Source organism: Vibrio gallicus, from assembly GCF_024346875.1.
GTDB classification, from domain to species: domain Bacteria; phylum Pseudomonadota; class Gammaproteobacteria; order Enterobacterales; family Vibrionaceae; genus Vibrio; species Vibrio gallicus.
Genome location: NZ_AP024872.1, coordinates 599,131 through 619,742 on the forward strand (window position 1 = coordinate 599,131; position 20,612 = coordinate 619,742).

General features: G+C 44.7%; 16 protein-coding genes. 7 read left to right on the top strand and 9 right to left on the bottom strand.

Features of this window, described 5'->3' with window-relative positions; translation table 11 throughout:
• Positions 1–4 precede the first annotated feature (4 nt).
• From OCU28_RS14400 to OCU28_RS14415, 4 genes are read right to left on the bottom strand one after another with little or no spacing between them, the layout of a single operon-like run.
• Positions 5–1,774, bottom strand: a complete 1,770-nt coding sequence (locus OCU28_RS14400; protein WP_261817589.1) for a glycoside hydrolase family 13 protein — start codon at positions 1,772–1,774, stop codon at positions 5–7.
• A gap of 16 nt (positions 1,775–1,790) precedes the next feature.
• Positions 1,791–2,624, bottom strand: a complete 834-nt coding sequence (locus OCU28_RS14405; RefSeq protein WP_261817590.1) for a sugar ABC transporter permease — start codon at positions 2,622–2,624, stop codon at positions 1,791–1,793.
• Positions 2,624–3,910: a carbohydrate ABC transporter permease gene (locus OCU28_RS14410; protein ID WP_261817591.1), complete on the bottom strand. Its 1,287-nt coding sequence runs from the start codon at positions 3,908–3,910 to the stop codon at positions 2,624–2,626. Before OCU28_RS14410 ends, OCU28_RS14405 begins: the two co-directional genes overlap by 1 nt.
• 3 nt (positions 3,911–3,913) lie before the next feature.
• On the bottom strand, positions 3,914–5,140 hold the full coding sequence (locus tag OCU28_RS14415) for a sugar ABC transporter substrate-binding protein (protein WP_261817592.1): 1,227 nt from the start codon (positions 5,138–5,140) through the stop codon (positions 3,914–3,916).
• A gap of 391 nt (positions 5,141–5,531) precedes the next feature.
• Here OCU28_RS14415 and OCU28_RS14420 point away from each other — a divergent pair, with 391 nt between their 5' ends.
• The 6 genes from OCU28_RS14420 (at position 5,532) to OCU28_RS14445 (ending at position 12,719) form a co-directional block, all read left to right on the top strand.
• On the top strand, positions 5,532–6,569 hold the full coding sequence (locus OCU28_RS14420) for a porin (protein ID WP_261817593.1): 1,038 nt from the start codon (positions 5,532–5,534) through the stop codon (positions 6,567–6,569).
• A 28-nt stretch (positions 6,570–6,597) separates the two neighbouring features.
• Complete coding sequence (lpxD, locus tag OCU28_RS14425; protein WP_261817594.1) at positions 6,598–7,623, top strand: UDP-3-O-(3-hydroxymyristoyl)glucosamine N-acyltransferase; 1,026 nt, start codon at positions 6,598–6,600, stop codon at positions 7,621–7,623.
• Positions 7,624–7,641: 18 nt separating this feature from the next.
• Positions 7,642–8,127 carry a glycosidase gene (locus OCU28_RS14430; protein WP_261817595.1) on the top strand — a complete coding sequence of 162 codons (486 nt, stop codon included), beginning with the start codon at positions 7,642–7,644 and terminating at the stop codon, positions 8,125–8,127.
• A 102-nt stretch (positions 8,128–8,229) separates the two neighbouring features.
• Entirely contained in the window at positions 8,230–9,369 is a 1,140-nt protein-coding gene (locus OCU28_RS14435) for an ABC transporter ATP-binding protein (RefSeq protein WP_261817596.1), read from the top strand.
• Positions 9,370–9,395: 26 nt separating this feature from the next.
• On the top strand, positions 9,396–11,354 hold the full coding sequence (locus tag OCU28_RS14440; RefSeq protein WP_261817597.1) for an alpha-amylase family glycosyl hydrolase: 1,959 nt from the start codon (positions 9,396–9,398) through the stop codon (positions 11,352–11,354).
• A gap of 171 nt (positions 11,355–11,525) precedes the next feature.
• Complete coding sequence (locus OCU28_RS14445) at positions 11,526–12,719, top strand: ISL3 family transposase (RefSeq protein ID WP_261817219.1); 1,194 nt, start codon at positions 11,526–11,528, stop codon at positions 12,717–12,719.
• A gap of 61 nt (positions 12,720–12,780) precedes the next feature.
• Here the strand turns inward: OCU28_RS14445 and OCU28_RS14450 are convergent, their stop codons facing one another.
• The 4 genes from OCU28_RS14450 to OCU28_RS14465 form a co-directional block, all read right to left on the bottom strand.
• On the bottom strand, positions 12,781–14,661 hold the full coding sequence (locus OCU28_RS14450) for a hypothetical protein (RefSeq protein ID WP_261817598.1): 1,881 nt from the start codon (positions 14,659–14,661) through the stop codon (positions 12,781–12,783).
• A gap of 1,120 nt (positions 14,662–15,781) precedes the next feature.
• Complete coding sequence (locus OCU28_RS14455) at positions 15,782–16,042, bottom strand: DUF5062 family protein (RefSeq protein WP_261817599.1); 261 nt, start codon at positions 16,040–16,042, stop codon at positions 15,782–15,784.
• Positions 16,043–16,147: 105 nt separating this feature from the next.
• Positions 16,148–16,867 (bottom strand): sulfite exporter TauE/SafE family protein, encoded by a 720-nt coding sequence (locus tag OCU28_RS14460; RefSeq protein WP_261817600.1) that lies wholly within the window; start codon positions 16,865–16,867, stop codon positions 16,148–16,150.
• Positions 16,868–17,005: 138 nt separating this feature from the next.
• The gene (locus OCU28_RS14465; protein WP_261817601.1) at positions 17,006–18,235 is read right to left on the bottom strand and encodes a DUF3179 domain-containing protein; all 1,230 of its coding nucleotides are present in this window, start codon (positions 18,233–18,235) and stop codon (positions 17,006–17,008) included.
• A 337-nt stretch (positions 18,236–18,572) separates the two neighbouring features.
• Here OCU28_RS14465 and OCU28_RS14470 point away from each other — a divergent pair, with 337 nt between their 5' ends.
• Positions 18,573–19,166 carry a TetR/AcrR family transcriptional regulator gene (locus OCU28_RS14470; RefSeq protein WP_261817602.1) on the top strand — a complete coding sequence of 198 codons (594 nt, stop codon included), beginning with the start codon at positions 18,573–18,575 and terminating at the stop codon, positions 19,164–19,166.
• Positions 19,167–19,255: 89 nt separating this feature from the next.
• Here OCU28_RS14470 and OCU28_RS14475 read toward each other — a convergent pair whose 3' ends face one another.
• Complete coding sequence (locus OCU28_RS14475; RefSeq protein ID WP_261817603.1) at positions 19,256–20,602, bottom strand: MATE family efflux transporter; 1,347 nt, start codon at positions 20,600–20,602, stop codon at positions 19,256–19,258.
• Between the last annotated feature and the right edge of the window lie 10 nt (positions 20,603–20,612).

The window sequence follows — 20,612 nt, forward strand, 5'->3', positions numbered from 1 at the left end:
TCGCTTAGTCGTACCAGTAACCGTAAGCCTGCAAACTGATGTCACGATTATCTAGCGCTACGCTAGCCTGAGAGTCGCTGTTGTTGAGCAAGAAGCGTCTAGACCCGCGTTGATAGCCGACAACGGTAGGATGATGAGTCTCTATCCAATCAATGTACGGTTGGTTAAAGCTGTCATCGCCCTTTCTTAGCTCGATCATTTGCTCAATGAAGGCTTTGAAATCGAGTGCAGTTTGATTTGGAGACCACGTCATACAACGACGGTTATCTTCAAGTCCCATGCCTTTTCTCCCATCCATCGCAACTTCGCCGCCATAGTAAATACAGGGAGCACCTGCTTGAGTGAACATAAACAGATACGCGAGTTTCGCCCGACGAAGATCGTTACAGCAAAGACTAATCAATCGAGTAGTATCGTGACTTTCTAGCAAGTTAAACATCGCTTCATTCACGTTGCGAGGATAGGCCAGATAAGCGCTGGTGACAGTCTCTATAAACCGCTGTTTGCTATGGGCATCAAGGGCAAAGTAATCGGTAATAGCCTGAGTCATAGGATAATTCATTAACGAATCGTACTGATCACCACACAACCATGGCATACCTTCGTGCCAGATCTCCCCCAGAATGTAGCAGTCTGGTTTTACCTGCTTAACCACGCAACGAAACTCGCGCCAGAACTGGTGGTCAACTTCATTAGCGACATCCAGTCTCCAGCCGTCGATATCGAACTCTTCCACCCAGTAGCGAGCGACATCTAACAGGTAATCACGACATGGCTGATGCTCTGTGTTGAGTTTTGGCATCTCAAGTACGTTACCAAACGTTTCGTAGTTGAAGTTCCAGCTGTCCCACTCCGATTTGACTGTGTCGGGGTAAACGGGAAACTTATTGATCCAAAACCAGTCAGCGTATTGCGATTTTTCGCCGTTGTTAACCACGTCTAACCAGAACGGGTGTTGATCACCTACGTGATTGAACACCGCATCGAGCATGACTTTCATTCCTCGATTATGAGCCTCTTTAATCAGAGCTCTGAATGCTTCATTGCCGCCAAAGTGAGGGTCGACATTGAAGTAATCAATCGTGTCGTACTTGTGGCTGGTATTGGCCGTAAAAATAGGGCACAGATAGAGCCCGTTGATCCCCAAATCCTTAAGGTAATCGAGATGTTCGATTACGCCCCATAAGTCACCCCCCATAAAGTTACTTGAGGTAGGTATGCTTCCCCAAGGCTCAGCACCTTCCGGGTTTAGTTCTGGTCTACCGTTGGCAAATCGTTCTGGGAAGATCTGATACCAAACGGTCGACTTGGTCCATTCTGGAGTGACAAGAACATCTTTTGGGTTGATATAAGGGAAGCAGAAGAAATTACTCAGATTGCTCAGTTCTATTTCTTCCGTTGCCTTGCTGTCTAAGTCAACGCTGCGTTTCTCGCCAAACAGTATTTTTTCACCATCTTTGCTGTATAGAATAAATCCGTAACGACTGCGCCGTTTAGGCGGTGTAAATTCCGCAAACCAGTGGTCGTGATGTTCAGTGACACCTTCTCGTTCCATTGGAACTTCGTTGCCTCCGACCCAGCCATGAGCATCGCTGCCACCCAGGTTACCACCGTCTAAGCCCCCCTCTGCCCAACGGTAAGGGTCACCTATCCATAAGCAAACGCGCTCGACTTCGTCTTTGGCACATTTAAGTCGCAGGTGTAGGGTCTGCTCATTGTAGGCGTAGCTGTCAGCACTTTTCACAGTGTGTATTAGTGAGCTTCGGGTAATCATAAATTAGATCCTGTTATTATTCTTTTACTGCACCACTCACTAAGCCTGTAGTGATGTGTTTTTGAGTTGCAACAAAAAGCAGAGTGATGGGTATTGCGACCAGCAAAGAGCCAGCGGCAAACAAAGTGAAGTTTTCTGCCGAGTTAGAGCTGATCCAACTGAATATGCCAATAGCCAAAGTCATTTTCTCTTCACTGCGTAAGATCAGCGTTGGCAGAATGAAGTCCATCCACGGTCCAGTAAATGACACCAGAGCGACAAATACCAAGATCGGCCTCGCCAGAGGCAAAATGATCTCGATAAAAATAGTCATATGCCCTGCACCGTCGATCTTAGCGGCCTCATCGAGCGAAGTCGGAATCGCATCAAAATAGCCCTTCACTAACCAAGTCATAAACGGGAGCGAGCCAGCAACGTAAACAAACAACAAACCGGCGTAAGTATCGATCATGTTGAGTTTCGATAGCAGGATATAGATCGCTGTCATCGATAAGAAAGCAGGGAACATCTGCAATACCAGCACACCCATCAAGACATTGCGTTTACCCCTAAATCGATAGCGTGAAAACACGTAAGCGGTGATGGTGACAACCACCAACGAAATCAGCATGTTCGCCGTCGCCAGAGCGAAGGTGTTGAGATACCACTGCAGGTAAGGGGTATCCTGAAACAGCGCCACATAATGCTCTAGCGAGAAGCTCCAGCCCGAAAACGAGGAGCTGAACATATTGCTGCCCGGTTTGAATGACACCAATACAGTCCAGATAACGGGGCCTAATACCAGTAACGCGTTGGTGAATAGGAAAAGATAAACCAAACCTGTGGCTAATTTTTGCAACAAAAACTTCATTACTTCATCCCCACATCGTCGTTAAACGAAGACATCCGTCGGAACTGCCAGATTGCAATCACTGACAAGAACAAGAAAATAATTATCGAAATCACAGAGGCAATTTGGTACTGCTGGAAGTCGAGAGTGAGTTTGTAAATCCAGGTAATTAAGATGTCGGTATGACCTGCAAATCGATACCCTGGATTGATAGGTCCGCCTTCGGTTAACAGGTAGATTGCGCCAAAATTATTGAAGTTATGGGCAAATGTCATCACTAGGGAAGGGGCTACCTGATGTAACACCATTGGTAAGGTAATTTCTCTGAACTGCTGGAACTTGTTGGCCCCATCGACCTCACTTGCTTCGTAAAGGTCTTGAGGGATATTGGTTAATGCTCCTGAAATAAGCAGCATAAAATAGGGAGCACCGACCCAAACGCTGACGGCGATAACAGTGACTTTCGCCATCCATGGATCTGATAGAAAAGCAACTGAGTCAAATCCCCAGCTATTTAAGGTCGCGTTGACCGGGCCGATACCATTTAACAGCAATCGGAACATCAGTAGCGTAACGAAAGCGGGAATCGCATAAGGCAAGATAAAAATGAAGCGCCACGCTTTTTTCGCCTTAATGTTCTTATTGGATAACGCCAGTGCCAGTACAAAGCCAAAACCACAGGTGCAAATAGTCGCCAGAATGGCCCACATCACCGTCCAGGTCGCTACACCTATAAAGGTATTTGACCAAATTCTCAGTTCAAACAGGGCGATAAAGTTCTTAAACCCGACCCAGTCAACCAAGTTCCTTGGCGGAATGTGATGAGGCGCTGAGTAATTGGTAAACGAGACTAGTACCGTGATGACAATCGGCATAATGATAAAGGCGACACAGGTTAACATTGCCGGAGAAAGAACCAGCAAAGCAAACTGCCTGTCGTATATCGCTTTGATCTGCTCGGACGCTGACAGCTGACACGGCTGGCAGGACTTGGCATCATTTATGTTGAGTGCGTAAAGGCACAAAAAAGCAAACACGGCGATCAGAGCTATCACACCTTCGACCAACAGGAATACAGAGTGGTCGCCCTGAATGATGGTGAAGCCTTCGCGAGTCTGAGCCACATCGCCGAGAGTAATGAGTTGCTTTAACGCCAGACTAAGCTCTGGAATGTTAAAGATAAAAAGTAGCTGAATGAACAACCAGACCAAACCTTTTACCCAATGGCCCTGACGCATTTGCGTCAGCCCCATGATAAAAACAGAAGCGTTGATCGTAGGTTGCATTCGAAGTTGATAAACCAACATCTTTTACTCCTGAAAACTGATCTGTTCTTTGATCACTGACACTGCACGCTTTAACGCCTTCTCTGGTGACTCGTCATTGACCCATAATGAGGTCATTGCACTCGCCATTGGTGACCACAAGTAACCCATTTCAGGAATTGAGGGCATAGCATCGGCGAAGTACCCCTGACCGATGATCGCATAGGTAGCTTCATCAGCATCAACGATGATCTCCTCCATGATAGTCTGAACTGGCGGGATCGATTTCGTCATCTCGTACCGTTTTTTAAGCATCTTGTCGCTACTTAGGTAGCTGGTAAACAGCTGAGCGGCTTTAGGATAGTTGCTAAAAGAAGAAACGACCGCCAGACGGACTGTAGAGAAGGTTCGCGGCTGTTTGCCATCGAGAGTTGGCATTGGAATGACGCCATAGTTCACTCCAGAAGCTTCGTAGCCCTGAATAGCCCAAGGACCGTCGATGATTGCTGCGACCTTACCTTCACTGAATAAACCTCGTCTTACTTGAGGGTTACGCATATCCATTGGGTTAGCGCTGTTTGCAGTCTGTAGTTTTTTCATCGCGAGTAAGCCTCGCTGTGCTTGCTCAGAAGCGATACCGATATCTTTGGCGTTGGTACCGTTATCACCAAATTCGTAAGCACCGTACAGGGTCAGGAACATGCGTGATTCATAGTAGTTCTGCACGTCCCAAAGCAAGGCATATTTATGTGCTTTGTTGTCATTAAATGACTTAGAGAACTCAATGATTTGTTCAAATGATTCCGGAGCTTGTGGCAGAAGATCCTTGTTGTAGAAAAGAGCTGTAGTGGCAAAACTAACGGGGAAACCATAGCTTTTACCCTCAGAGCTTGCTGCGTTGACAGCACTTTGCAAGAAGTGAGAGTTGATGTGTTCAGCAGACACTAGGTTTTCCATCGCACCACCGGCAACAACTAAGCGACCAAGGAGGTCATGCTCAATTTCAGCCACATCGGCTACTCGAGTTGAGCCACCATCCTGAATTAATCGTGACGCCGCATCAATCGGTGCTAGTCCACGGAAAGTGAACTCCACTTCATAGCCCGAATCCTGATTGAACTGGTTGGCGGCGTACTTCATGTAATTGACGGTAGTGTGATCGGTCCAGATTAACAGATTTGCACCTGGTTCCGGTTCAATCAGCTGTGCCATGGCAGTGGCGCTAACAAGAGTGGTGAGCAGTATTTGACTGGTCAATAATTTGGTTTTCATTGCCGCATCCATTTTAGTAGTTCACGATATACGACTAAAATGAGCTAGGGAGCGATTTTAGTCAATTGAAACTGATTAAAACAGCGCCTAAATGTGAACCAAATCAACTTAAGTACTTGTCTTCTAAAAGAAAAGAATGAGGTTTGTTTTGCTTATAATATTATTTGGCATTTATGACCACGAGACATCAACCTTAAGTTACCCCCCTATTTTAGTGACCTTCATCAAACTACCGTCCAACTTGCAGTGACCAAGTTCTCATTTAAACCTCATTCAGCGAGCAAATAAGATTCAATTGTAGAATACTCCGTAGGCGTTCAGGTTGAACTACTACTTTTTAATGTAATTAATACTAATTAAATTCACCTCTCTATGAGGTTAAGGAACCACTGTGAACAGGACTGTACTCTCGCTCAGTATTGCTTGCGCTCTGAACTTTGCTCCTGCTGCTTATGCTGTTGAAAAAGGACCAGCTCCCCAAGAAATGGGCGGCAACATTCTAACCCAAGCCTTAGATTTTGGCGGACACGTTGGAACATCGATTGAAATTGAAGACAAAGACATTACCAACTACAAAACCTGGGGGGGACAAACTGAAAATGAACGCACGACCACCCATGAAGTACTTGGACTGTTTTATAAAAACGCCCACTGGAACTTCTCCTCTTTGTACGCTTTTAAGCTGACTGACCGTGTTAAACGCAGTGAAGATCGCTCGTACACAGAAACGGAAGATGGCTATAAGCACCTAATCTCGTTAAATAAAAAGTTCTCACTACCGAACGGCTTTGAAACTGGAGTGATCTACGACCTTGAATACTCACTAGGTACTATCGCGACCACTGCTGGCGTAAGCAACTTGCGTACGACCAATGCAGAACACAGCATTCGCCCTTATTTCAACTTTTACAGCAATGCGTACGATGCGGGCTTCCAATCCAACCTTGAATACCTTTACAACGACGAAGATAAATCGGCGTGGGGAACTCGCGTTGAAGAAGGTTACGCGGTGTTAGTTAAACCCTATAAGCGTTTTGGTAATTTGGAGCTGGGCGTAGAGTTCTATTACCAGGTTAAAGATAACAAAGCGCATAACAGCGATGGCTCAATTAACGAAATTAGTGACTTTACTGAAAAGTATGTTGAGCCAATCGTGCAGTACAGCTTTGAAGATGCTGGTACCTTATACGTTCGTGCTCGTTACGGTGACAACGAAACCAAACATACACAAGGTTGGGCTGCAGGAGAGCAGTACTTTAAAGATATTCGTAAAGCAACTCTGGGTTACGAGCAGTCTGTCGGCGATAACTGGTTGCTTAAAGGTGAGTACGAGTGGGCCAAAGATACCGAAACGTTCACTCAGCTTGCTGGAGAAGAGAAGGTTGTGGAGCAGAACACCTTCTTTCTACAGGCTATCTACCGTCTATAAAAATCGTTTATTTGTTTAAGGAAATCCTATGATCACTGTTTCAGAAATTGCCCAGTTAATTGGCGGCCAGATAGATGGTGACCCGCGTTTAACTGTGGATACGATTGGCCCGCTGAATAGCCCTGATGAAGGGGGATTAGCTATCGTATTTTCTAAAGCTGAACTCAAATTGATTGAACACTCAAAAGCGGACGTGATCATAGGTCCCGCAAGCATTTTAACCAGCAACGCTAAATGTAAGATAGTGATTGAGTCGCTTAAAGTGCAATCACTGAATGCTTTGTTACGTTATTACAAAGTACATAAGTATCAACTGTTTGAGCAGGGTAATACTTCTGACAATCCCGACGTCTATATAGGCAAACATTGCACTATTGGCGCGAACTGCCACTTCATGCCAGGAGTTAAGATCATGAATGGCGTGACCATTGGCGACAATGTGGCTATTCATGCCAATACGGTAATTAAAGAGGGCACGGTGATTGGTAATAACGTCACTATTGACTCCAACAACGCCATCGGTAATTTCAGCTTCGAATATATGAATGGCCAACATGGCGAGTTCGAACGAGTTGAAAGTGTCGGACGAGTTATCATTGAGGACGATGTTGAGATCGGCTGTAACAACACCATAGACCGCGGCACTCTGGGAAGTACAGTGATCGGTAAAGGGACCAAGATAGATAACCTAGTCCAGATTGGTCACGACTGCAAAGTGGGCCAACATTGTCTGTTGGTTTCTCAAGTAGGCTTGGCTGGACACACCGTTCTTGGGAATCATGTCATTGTCCACGGACAGGCAGGTACCGCTGGCCATATCACTATTGGTGATCACTCAGTCATCAAAGCTAAATCAGGCGTCAGTCAGTCATTTCCTGCTCATAGCGATCTATTTGGCTATCCGGCCAAAGATGCTCGTGCATATTACAAAAATCTGGCGGTGCTGAACAAGCTTACCCGTCAGTTTGATAACAAAAAACAGTCTAAAACTGCCCCTAATTCTGACAAGACTCACCACTGGCTTACACGCTTATTCACTGGCTGTAAGGCCTAATTCAATCGTTAAGGATTTATGATGAAAAAAGTCATTCTACCTCTGTTACTAAGTACTCTTGCTGTTGGCTGCTCCAACACCAGCGAAAACACAAACCAAGTTACCCCAGCCAATACGGATAGCCTGCTCGCTAAATGTGATTTGCCAACGGTTGAGGATCGCGGTCCGATTCGTCCGTCACTGTTTGTTGCCGGAACCTTTGATGAAGGTCACTGGATTCACCTAGAAGACCGCAAAATGAGCCATAAGGGCGACGGCATCTATCAGGTCGTTCATAAAGAGAAAGCCGGCGTGGTTAATGTCCAGTTTGCAACCATGAACTGGAACCCGCAATTCACTGTGTCAGGACGAAAAATGGACGTCAATCAGGAAATTGCTCTGAAGCGCGGTGGTTTTGCTAAAAACACCCGAGTCGAAATCCCTGCTGATGGCGAGTATGTTTGGTCAATTCAGATTGGCGAAGATAAAAAGCCAATTCGTGCAATGATTGCCACTTGTCAGTAATGCCGTGCCGCCAGAGTTACTCTGGCGGCGTTAAGTTCATAGCTTAACGCATAAAGAAAGTGCGGTAAGTCATTAATTTATAAAGATTTATTTGGAGCTCTCATGGCAACAGTTAGCCTAAGACAAGTAGAAAAACAGTATGATAATGGCTTCAAGGCAGTACACGGAATTGACCTCGAAATCAATGAAGGCGAGTTCATGGTGTTTGTCGGCCCATCAGGCTGCGCTAAATCGACCACATTAAGAATGATTGCTGGTCTTGAATCGATTTCATCTGGTGATGTTCATATTGGTAATCGCAGAGTCAACGACTTACCACCTAAGGACCGCGGAATCGCAATGGTGTTTCAAAACTACGCTCTTTACCCGCACAAGACGGTTTTCGACAATATGGCTTTTGGTCTCAAGATGGCGAAGAGGCCCAAAGATGAGATTAAGGTAAGGGTTGAAGAAGCGGCAGAGAAATTGGAAATCACCGATCTCCTCTACCGAAAACCAAAAGAGATGTCTGGTGGTCAGCGTCAGCGAGTGGCGGTGGGTCGCGCTATTGTTCGCAAACCTGATGTATTTCTGTTCGATGAACCCTTATCGAATCTGGATGCCAAGTTGCGTGTCTCTATGCGGGTGAAAATCGCCCAGCTTCATCAGTATCTCAAGGATGAAGGCAATCCAGCAACCATGATTTATGTGACCCACGATCAGACCGAAGCTTTGACGCTCGGTGACCGTATTTGTGTTCTGAATCAGGGCAAGATAATGCAGGTCGATACACCGGCGAACCTTTACAACTACCCTGCTAATCGTTTTGTCGCCAGCTTTATCGGCTCTCCTGCAATGAACTTGGTCGATACCACGCTTCGCCGTGATGGCGAAAACCTGATCGTCGAAATCGCACCGTCTGCCCGCATTCTGATCCCGAAAGCAATGCAAGCGCAACTTGAGCAGTACGTCGATAGCCCGGTCTGCTTTGGTATCCGTCCGGAGCATATCTCACTGGCCCAAGAGGGTGAAACATTGCATACCTTCGAAGGTAAGCTCTCAGTCGTTGAAAACCTAGGCAACGAAAAGTACCTCTACTTCACTGTTGGTGACAAAGAGATGATTGCTCGAGTGCAAGATCAATCGATCACTACAGCAGATATTGGCCGAACTTTCCGTTTCAATCTCAACAATGAATTCTGTCATCTCTTCAATTTTCACAATGAAGACAATCTAATTCACAGCAGACCCAACTCGGCTTAGTTAATCACAATAACAAGGAACTTCCAATGAAAAAACGGACACTGATTTGCAACGTTCTACTTACGACACTGGCTATAGGAGGCTGGTTTTCGGCACCAGCAATAAGTGCAGAAACTCCGGCTGACAGCACCTACGATTTCAGGAAGGAGACTATTTATTTTGTCTTCTTAGACCGATTTAGTGATGGCGATCCAACGAATAACAATGGCAACAACCCATTGACGTACGACCCCAACGACCTCAAGAAATACGTAGGTGGTGACATTAGAGGTTTGATCAACAAACTGCCGTATCTCAAATCTCTCGGTATCACTGCGATATGGATTACTCCGCCAGTGGATAATGCCGACAACGTTGATGTTAATGGTGGTGCGGGCTACCACGGCTACTGGGGTAAAGACTTTTTTCGCGTTGATGAGCACTTAGGTACCATAGACGACTTTAAAGAGTTGAGCCAGCTGATGCACAGCCCGGAATACAACATGAAGCTGGTGCTAGACTACGCGCCAAACCACTCTAATGGTAACGATGAAAATGAGTATGGCGCGTTGTACCGTGACGGTATGTATATTACCGATTACAACACTGACATTGCTGCTGGTACCAACTGGTATCACCACAATGGCGGTGTGACCGACTGGGATAACTGGTATCAGGTTCGTAACCACAATCTATTTAACCTTTCTGATTTCAACCAATCTAATGATCAGGTTTACAGCTACCTGTTAGATGGCGCTAAATTCTGGATTGATGCTGGCGCAGATGCCATTCGTATTGATGCAATTAAGCACATGGATAAAGAGTTTATCCAGCAATGGACAGGCGACATCTACAACTACGCATCGACAATTGGCCGCGATGGTTTTTACTTCTTCGGCGAGTGGTTTGGTGCCAGCGCGACGACGACCACAGGAATTGATGGTTATGCGATCGATTATGCCAACACTTCAGGCTCGGCACTGCTCGACTTTGGCTTCCGTGACACCTTAGAACGTGTGCTGGTTGGCCGCACAGGTAATACCATGCGGACTTTAAACAACTATTTAGAAACTCGCAGCACTGTGTTCACCAGCGATGACTGGCAGGTCGTATTTATGGATAACCATGATATGGCTCGTATCTCGACTGCTTTGCGTTCGACAGCCAATACGTTCGGACCCGGCAACAATGAAACAGGGGGCGGTCAGTCCGAAACGTTTGCGAAAAAACGTGTCGACCTTGGCCTTGTTGCTACTATGACGGTACGTGGTATTCCAGCTATCTACTACGGCACGGAACATTACAGCGCAAACTTCACTACCAATGCGTTTGGTCAGGTTGGTAGCGACCCATACAACCGCGAAGTAATGCCAAGCTTCTCTCAGGACAGTGAAGCATTTAAGATCATTCAAGCTTTGACTGAGTTAAGAAAAACTAGTCCTGCGATTCAGCAAGGTAGCTACAGCCAGAAGTGGCTCAGCGATGACATTCTGGTTTACGAGCGAAAGTTTGAAGACGATGCTGTGTTAGTAGCACTAAACCGAGGTGCAGCAACCTCGATTAAAATCTCTGCATTGTCTCTAGCGGATAACTACTACACAAGTCTGGTTGGCAGTGATGAAGTGACGGTATCTCAGTCTACTGCGACGCTGAACCTTGATCAGAATGAAGCGATTGTCCTGCATGGTAAGGCAACAGGTGGTAATACAGAGCTTACCGACGTGACTTTCACTTGTAATAACGGCTACACCCAGGGGGGACAAAGCGTTTATGCCGTCGGCAGTACCAGCCAGTTAGGTAGTTGGGCGCCTGCGCAAGCAGTAAAACTGGATCCTACGGCTTACCCTACATGGCAAGCAATCATTCCGGTTCCAAGTGGTGAATCCTTAGAGTGGAAATGTCTGAAACGTTCAGAAAGCAATAGTAATGCTCTGATTGAGTGGCAATCTGGTGGCAACAATACGGTTAATACCAAAACTCAAATTCAAACGAGTGGCTCATTTTGATTCATTTCTAGGGACTCTATAAGGCAGTGATACGTGCCACCTTAAGGCCTTAGTTCATTACCTAAGGCCTTTTTTATGGTTCATCGCGGATTAGTGGGAACTGAAAACAAAAACGGTAGTTAGTGGTAAGGTTACATCGCCAAACACAACCTTTTACAAACTACCGTTTTCATGCCGAATAATACTTTCCTATCGTCGTTCTGGGAAGGCTTTCAGATCGTAAAGTCTTATAAAACTGATTCATTCATCTCTATCACCTTAATTCCTGATACCCCTGCATACTGTTCTTGTGGTCAAGTTTCTGACTCTATTCATGACACTCAGTGGCGAACGCTTAAGGATGCGATGATGCTAGGCACACCCGTCGAATTACTCGTTCAAACTCGGCGCATCAGGTGTTCAAATTGTGGTATCAAGACTGAGTCTATTTCTTGGGTTAAGCCATATTCTCGCCTTACCAATCGGCTGATTGATTACATTGAGAATCTATTACCATTGCTACCCATCAAACACATTTCAGAGCTTACTGGGGTGCACTGGCACACCATCAAAGAAATAGATAAGCAACGTCTGAAGCGTGTCGTACCTGAGGTTCCTTGGGGTTGTTTGCGTCAACTGGTCATGGATGAGTTTGCCATATTCAAGGGGCATCGTTACGCCACTGTTATCGCCGATGCACAAACGCATCAAGTACTTTGGATTGGTCTAGGTAGAAGTCGTAAAGATATACGTCCGTTCTTTGAAATGCTTGGAGAGCATGCTCAAAATATCGAAGTTGTGGCAATGGATATGAACACCGCTTTTGACCTAGAGGTTCAAGCTCATTGTCCAAAGGCTTGTATTGTCTATGACCTTTTTCATGTCGTCGCTAAGTTTGGTCGAGAAGTTATGGATAGAGTTCGAGTAGATCAAGCCAACCAACTTAAAGATGACAAAAGTGCACGGCGTTGGGTCAAGCGCTCACGTTGGGTATTACTGAAAAATAGAGAGAACTTAAATACTAAGCAACAAAGTTACCTGGATGAAATACTTGCGGTTAACCGTGACTTAATGGTGACCCATTTACTTGGTGCTCAGCTCAAGGAGCTCTGGTACTGCGACTCGGAAAAACAAGCCAAAGACCTTTGGGAAATATGGTGGCAGCAAGTCCATGAAAGCGGAGTAAAACCGCTCATAAACTTCGCTAAAAAGCTGAAACCGTACCTTCATGGGATAGTGTCTTCAGCTTTGTATCATTTAAATACATGCACCTTGGAAGGGATTAATAACAAGATCAAGCTAATCAAAAGAATGGGCTATGGGTACCGAGATACGGATTACTTCTTTATGAAGATAAAAGCGGCCTTCCCCGGAAAGCCGCGATGAACCTTTTTTATTAAGCCCTCTCCCACTACACTTGGCGTCGTTTTGCTACCGACCCTCGCTGCTAGAGAATGCCTTTTAGGCTAGACAAGAACTTACTCCAACGTTTATCTGAAGCCTTTTTCAATTTGATTTCAAATACACCATAATGTTGGTTGTTAAACCAGTCAGCGATGATGTTTATAACGCGCCCTTTATAACCACTACCTTTTCCCCACTGTGAGGCTGCATTGCTCCACATACTAGTTGCACCACGAAGGTGTTCATTGTAGTGATCACTCGCCAGTTCACCCACATAGGCCAGTTCAAAGTCACGTGTACGATTGGCAATTTGTGACATTTGTTTGACGACATTGTGCACAGGTTTAAGCTCAGGGTTAGCCATACAGCTTTTAATCAGTGCATCAAAATCGTTATATAGTTTCTTTTTATTTCTGTTTATTTCAGATTTTGCGTGATGGCTAAGGATCTCATACATGTTTAAGTTGTAGTATCGACCATCTCTATTAACACTTGCGCGAATGTATTGAACAGACTTAGCACCATTTATTTCAGTTTTTAAGTAAGGGAAAATTGGGCTTACCGATGAAGTAAAATTTTCAGCATCTTTAAACCATGCCTTAAAGATGTTTAGTAGTTGTTCTTTGGCTTCATCAAAAGATTTTGAGTTGAGCTCTTCAACTAAGTCAGATACCCCGTTTTGGATTTGTTGTATCCTGTCACTATACTTGGCATCTAGTGATTCAAGCTTTCTTTTAATAGCATCGTGAAGCGCTTCTGGATTGTCTGTATAAGAGTCATAAAAGACTACAGAGATTCTATCAGCATCTAAGCCGTACTTTTGTTCAAGGTCGTTTAATATGTGGTCACATCTTATGTTACGACCTTCGATTTTGCAGCCTATTGGCTCACCTTCTTCATCAAGAACGTTCTCTGCTTCTGTTGCTTGTTCTAAAACAAGGAGAATGGTTTCGTCGTAAATTTTGTCTGACTGCCCAGTCTCAATCATAGCTTCGATAATGGAACGCATGGACTGATTAGGCGCATCGTTGAAGCTTGAACAAATAATGCTCAATGTGGCATGGTTCTCAATACATCTACTAATGTCAGCACGTTTAACTGTGCCGTCAAGACCTTTGGTATCTACAACGTTGTAGTTTAGGCTTAACCCTTTACTAATGTAGACAGTGATCTTCTTAGGAAGACCTACAGAGTCAATTTTACCAACATTCAGGTTCTTGAAAGTGGATTGAACCCATTCAAATTCGTCATCGCTACTACTTGGTAGTAGTTGGACTTGGGTTCTTTCCTGTAGCAGGATTCTTTCTATAAATTCATTGTAAAGGTCGACTTCGCGAGAAAAATCTTTGGCAAAGACAACATCTTTTTGAATTCGTCTACCACTTTCACTTTTTATGGCACCAGTGAGCTTGAGCATGTTTTTCAGTGCTCTTTCTATTTCTACACTGAGAGAGAAACTGGAGTTTATGCTTTGCACGACTGCTTCTTCATCGCCTTTGGGCTTAGCCTTTTCGAATAGGGACTTTGAGTAGTCAGAGAGTAGTTCTAGCACCTCAGTGTCGTCGTGAGCTTCAATTTCAATTGCTGTATGTTTTTGGTCAAATACTATTTCGACCTCACAGATCGTAGTTCGACCAGATGAGCTGCTCAGCAGTAGATCAGGTTTTGCTGTTTCTGAATCTCGGTACAAGCCAAATGATTTACAGATCGCAGTTGTTTTTCCTTTGCCGATGTCACCAATGAAAGCTACTCGCTTAGGTTGGTTAAAGTAGTTAATAGCGTGAGAAAAGTCTTCTTTGTATTCGTCTAATCGGCAGTGTTGAGTTAAACACTCTGAAGGTAGTTCCTCTTTGATTAAGAAGATTTTTTCTAAAAACTGATTTTGTTTTTCGGTCTGAAGTTGGCGAAGTTCAACTGAATTCATAAATACTGATACCAAGGGTAAAGCGATAGCTGAAAATTGTATAGAAAGCAATATACTACAGCTTATCGGGTTTGACATTACGATATATGAGGGTTTTGGCTGTTTTCTATACATGAACCACGGTTTGGATGTGGTGATTGACAGTATTTCGAAGTACTAGTTTATGTCACTGATAAGAAGAGAGCTCGCAGCAAAGGTTCAAGCTTATCAAACAATTATTGTCGAACCTTCAAAGCAACACCTCAGGCCAATACTAATGAAAAACACAGAGGCATTTTTGACCTCAAAGCATCGGAATATCGAGTGAGATACTCGGAGTGGCGCAGAGATTCGATAGATCAATCTGTCATAACTGATTAAATTAAATCGTAGTGTTACAACTGACAGATTGAGTTCAGGCTAATCCATATGGTTCTTAGGAGACGGCACTTGGTTACAAGTGTCGTCCGCCCGACAAAGACAGGTTACACAGAATTTAGGACAGTCTCTGAAAGCGCAGTAAATCACTTCTTATTGTAAAAGCACTTCTGTCTAACAACCGAATTTTACGTGATCCCTAAGAGGCTGTAATAGATTCGGTGTAATCGACATTTAATTAATGTGCTTTTCGAGACATTCCTCGAAATAGATAGTAAACCGACTCATAGCCTGGCGCCAGTTTCGAATGGGCATCGCCCACTTGTTGCAGGCGTCTTTGATCGCTAGGTACACCATTTTAGTTACCACCTCACCGCTAGAGAAAACAATCCGTTTCTTTAGTGTCCTACGTATTACCTAGGTGAGAGATTCATTAGCATTAGTAGTTTAAATAACTCTACGGATATCTTCGTTGTAGTTGAAGAACACGTTGAGGTTATGCCGTATTGCCTCTTCTTTTATAGCAGAACATTATACAACAGAAGTGACCGCTTTATAGCCGTTTCAGGATACTAGTTCAATGCTTTTAAGATAATGTTGATAGCATCAAGTTACCACATCCAAAACAAATCCCCTTTTTCAAGCAAATAACGTCCTATTTTCTTTAGAAACTTGGCTCATAAAAGGGAAATTTAGCTCAGCTGAAAAACAAAAGCCTCTGCATGTATAATTACAAACAGAGGCTTTAAATGCTAATTCAAAGCTACTTCAGCGGATCATTATCCGGTAACACACTGTGCATCCAAAGCGCCAAGCGGTGCTTGATGTTGGGGCCATCTAGTTTGTTGTCTGGCAATGGCGTGATTTGATTTACGCCTACTAGAAACAAGTACACACCTTGCGTCTTTAATGGCCCTGTCGAGCTTGGTAAATCAACGCCTTGCATCTTTGCCATCTTCAAACCGACTTCTATTGCTTTCTTTACTAGCTTGTCTTCATTGTGAATCTTTGCGGTTTTTGCCATATCGAGCTCATCCTTTGCGTTGATTTAAAACAGTATATCAAAAACTGATGTCTGAACAGTTACATTGATCTCAGGTTAGGTCATATTCGCGTTTGAATACGCTCTTTAGACACTGACCAAGCTTGAGTAGATAGTGCCAAACCCCGCCAAACTGCATAGCAATAGGGACAGGCTACGTACCACTTTTTGTGATAGATACTCGACAAAGAACACCGCGCTTCGATAGCCAAGATAGCTCGCTGGCAACAATGGCAGCGCCAGATAGACATGCTGCATGCTCATATAGCCAATGGGTATCTGTATCAGTAAAGACATCAAACAGCTCACCACCATAAATACGGCTAGGTTCGCGCGCACTAGCTGGGCTTTTTTATGTTGCCATAATAGGGCTAACGGCGGGCCGCCAATACCTGAACTGGTGCCCAAGAACCCCGAGATAAAACCTGCCACGAGTAAGCGATTTGGCGTTTCATCAATCTTGATGGGTAACAGGCTGATCATAACCGCAAGCAAGACCACCATTCCGACAAAGATAGAGAACTGGGCCACATCAAACAGATAAAGAAGCATTGCCCCTGCGAGCGTCCCTGGAACAAGACCAATAATCGCAGATTGCAGACTCGCCCAACAGATATATTCTCTGTACTTAAACGCATTAATTAAGGCAAGTACAAGACCCACAACAATCAACGGACCCGGTATTAACTCAGGGTAGATAATGATGAGGACTGGCGCTGCCACAACAGCCATACCAAACCCCGTCGCTGTTTGAATGAAAGCGCCTAAAAACACTAACAGCAAGGTAATAACAAAGTAGGTTTCCATGGGTAATTATTCTTTTTGATTTTAAAGCTGGAAGGAAGCCATCGCATTTCTACATGGATGTCTCTACACAAAGAAACCCTATCTACTGAGCATTCAATAAATAGGGCTTGGTTGTTCTAGCGATTCTTCGCAGCTTGATTATGCAGGCCCAAATAGGTGCGCATGTTCTTGGCTTGCTACGCCGTCGTCGTTTAGTTGGCTCTCTGGGTAGTAGTTGATCCATACGAACCAGTACATGCCCGCTTTCACTGTTTCTACTCGCTTAAGCTCACCTTGGTCTGACTTACCAAAGAAGTCCACTTCTGTGACTGGCTTGCCGCTGGTGTTGTACCAAATGTTCACTGACTTGTACTCAGGATCATACGCGGCAACGATGTCTTTCCCACCTACTGTTGCATTCACAACATTACCGTTTTCAATGATGTAGTCTTCTGTGTACGCCATTGATTCTTTGTTGATGGTAAAGCCCCAAACCAGCTCTTTACGATACAAACGGTCATCAATAACATCCATCGTTTTACATAGCAGGCTTTGTGTACGGTGGTGTGCAACTGTTGCCCATAGGAATACGATTTCTACAATCCAATCCCACAAGAACATCACTGGGTTTTTGGTAAACGGAGTGATCTTATTTAGGAACACTTCACCTTCTGGGTACGCTTTAGCAAACTCTTTGAACGGCATTCTAAATGTTGGCCATTCTTCCATTTTGTTCTCGCTCCAGCGACCATCACGCTCACGAGTACCGTACATTTGCTGTACTGGTTCACCGGTGTTCTTATCACGCATGATTAGGTTGTTACCGTGCTGCGCCACAATCTCAAGGTCCAATACTTCACCATCGATTTCTGGTTTAAAGCCGTGACCTAGGTGAGTCATGCAGCAGTACGTGATGATAACGTTTTCGCCACCTAAACCTTCATCGTTGCCCGCTAAGTGAGGACGCTTAATATGGTAATCCGAGTGTGCACGAGCATGGCCATTATTTTCTAGAACAATCACGCTCTCATCAGGGCGAACATAGTTTCTCGCCTCGGAAATGCTGTAGTACTTCGCGCGGCTTTGTTGGTTGCGCAATCCGCCGTACAACCAGATGTATGGGAAGCAAGAACAAAACAGGTTGATAGGAGTAAGAATGTAAATAACCCATTTACTTCCTACACCTTGAGTTAGGTACAAGTACAGCGCGACCAAGGTGCCAATAATTCCGATCAGAATCATTTTCTTTTCGTTGCGTATCGCAAACATCATGTCTTTTCGCTTTACGGGCAAAAAGCTCTGAGTGATATCTCCAAGGTCTCGGAAATAGATAAAAGCAGTAATCGTTGCGGGGATCAGTGCGACCCAAAACAAAATTTCTGTAAGCATAATGTAACTCCAAATAGCAATAAATTATAAAAACTGTTGAGCTAATTGCGTTTGTAAGCTTCCGTACTCTTCCCTCTAAAACATTCAAATCCTCAACTCTGGAGCTAGTATCTTTTATAGTGACTATATTGTCAATGACTAAATCGTCATTAATGTTTTGGTCATTATCTTTGGCTGTCGTATTCCACGCAATTAGGTTTTGTCTTACAATGGGTTATCTGTTGATAAATAGGTGATGTTAGGTAAATTCATCAATGCAACGCAGCTTTGGCAACAAGTACAGATAGCAAAGTCACTATTGATAGCAGTATGAAGAATAAAACTGGAAGGCAGAGTAATGAACACTAAAACAAAGCATACGCGGGCAACTAAGTTACGACCGGAAGAGAGAAAACAGCTATTAATCTCAACAGCGATTGATGTGTTTGTTACTGAGGGTATTGGCGCTAAACATGCTGACGTGGCAAAAGCTGCGGGTGTTGCTCCCCCTACTGTATTCTCATATTTTTCATCGCGAGAGCAGTTAACCACTGAGGTTTTGGATGAGGTGGGTCGCTTTATTGTCAGCACCGTTGTGGATGTGGCACCGGATGAGAACGATCTTAAGAAACGCCTATATCAAAGTGCGATGCTGACACTAGACCTTCTTAAACAAAAGCCGAATTATGTAAAGGTGTGGCTGATGTTTGGGACTCGATTTAGCCCAGAGATTGAGGCTCAATATAAGCATTATGAGTCGCAAATCATTGACGGGTTAAGCGCTATTATTGCCTCCGGTTCCGACGATGCCAAGCCAGATCAACACCATAAAGATTGCGCGAGGATCATCTTGGGTTCTTCCATATACCTAAACAAAATGATCCTAGAAGGCGTTGATGAAGAGACGCAAAAGTCATTTGTTAAGCACATTGTCTCTTTTGTAACGGTTTAAGCTAGCCAAAACTCGAATAAAAAAATGCCTAAAGCTCATTATGACTTTAGGCATTTTTGTTTTAGGCGCAATACTGTCAGATCACAAGATCAAACCGGCTGCATTAAGGTGCTGTTATTTTGCCGCCTTGTCTCATAGATAACCTGCGCGAGTAGAAGCACACCGGTAACGCCAAGGCCCACACCAATCCCGCCCCAAATACCCGCTAGGCCGTAAGCCTTCATCAAATACCATGCAGCTGGCAAGCCAAATGCCCAGTAACCGATTGCCGTCATTATGGTTGGCACCATCACTATCTTCATGCCGCGCAGCAGGTTAATGGCCAGTAACTGCCATGCATCCACCACAAAGCACAACGCCACCACCCAGATCATCGACGTCAACAACGCAGTCAGTTCATGACTGCCCTTCGCGTCCAACTGAAATAGGTTAGCAATAGCTTCTGGCCACGCTATAAAGCCAAAGGCGATCACAAAACTCAGCGCAGTAACCGCCACAAAGCTCTTCTTAGCGATGCTTTTGATGCCATCGTAATTGTTCGCACCGTACTCTTTACCCACCAAGATGGCAGAAGCTTGTGCAAAGCCAAAGTTGATATTCCAAGTAAAGGATAAACACTGCAGTAAGATTTGGTGTAATGCTAAAGATGCCACGCTAATCATGCCTGCCATCAAGGTGCCTCCATAAATAAGGCCGTGTTCCAGCATGCCCGCTAACGCAATTGGCATACCCATAGACAAAAGCGGCCCCATCAGTCTTGGGGTGTACTCGTGCATATTTTGCCAAGGTGCAAAGCGCTGATATTTGCTTTGACAGAACACCCAAGTGCCATAACCTAGCAATATAATCCACGCGGCGATTGCAGTGCCGTAGCCAAGCCCTGCAATACCCCAATCTAGCGTAAAGGCAAGGAAGTAGCTGATTGGCACATTGATGAACACCGTCAGAATCGACATTATCATCACTGAGCGCACATCACCAAAGGTGCTAGTAAGGCCGCGCAAAACAAGCAAAAGCAGCATTGGCAACATTGCCCACTTCAGCGCGCTTAAATACAGCATCGCGATATCTATAACTTCTGGTGACTGCTGAGCTTTAGCTAGCAGTTGAGGTGCATATAAGAAGCTAAAACTCAGTGTTATCGCTAACAAAATAGAGAGCATCACTGCGCCTTTGACCGCAAAACGGATCTGCTGCTCACCAAATTCAGGGCGCGCAATACTCTGCCCGTAAGCAATGGCAATCAAGTTAGCCACACAACCCACGATGCTGCCTGCCATAAGAAAAACAAACGAATACACAGAGGCGCCCAATCCACCAGCGGCGAGATCGGCAACACTGATTTGCGACATCATCCAAACATCGGTGAGTACCAATGCCATAGCGATGAGTTGGGATAATGTCAGTGGCAATGCCAGTTTAAGAATGTTTTTCATACAGCCCTCT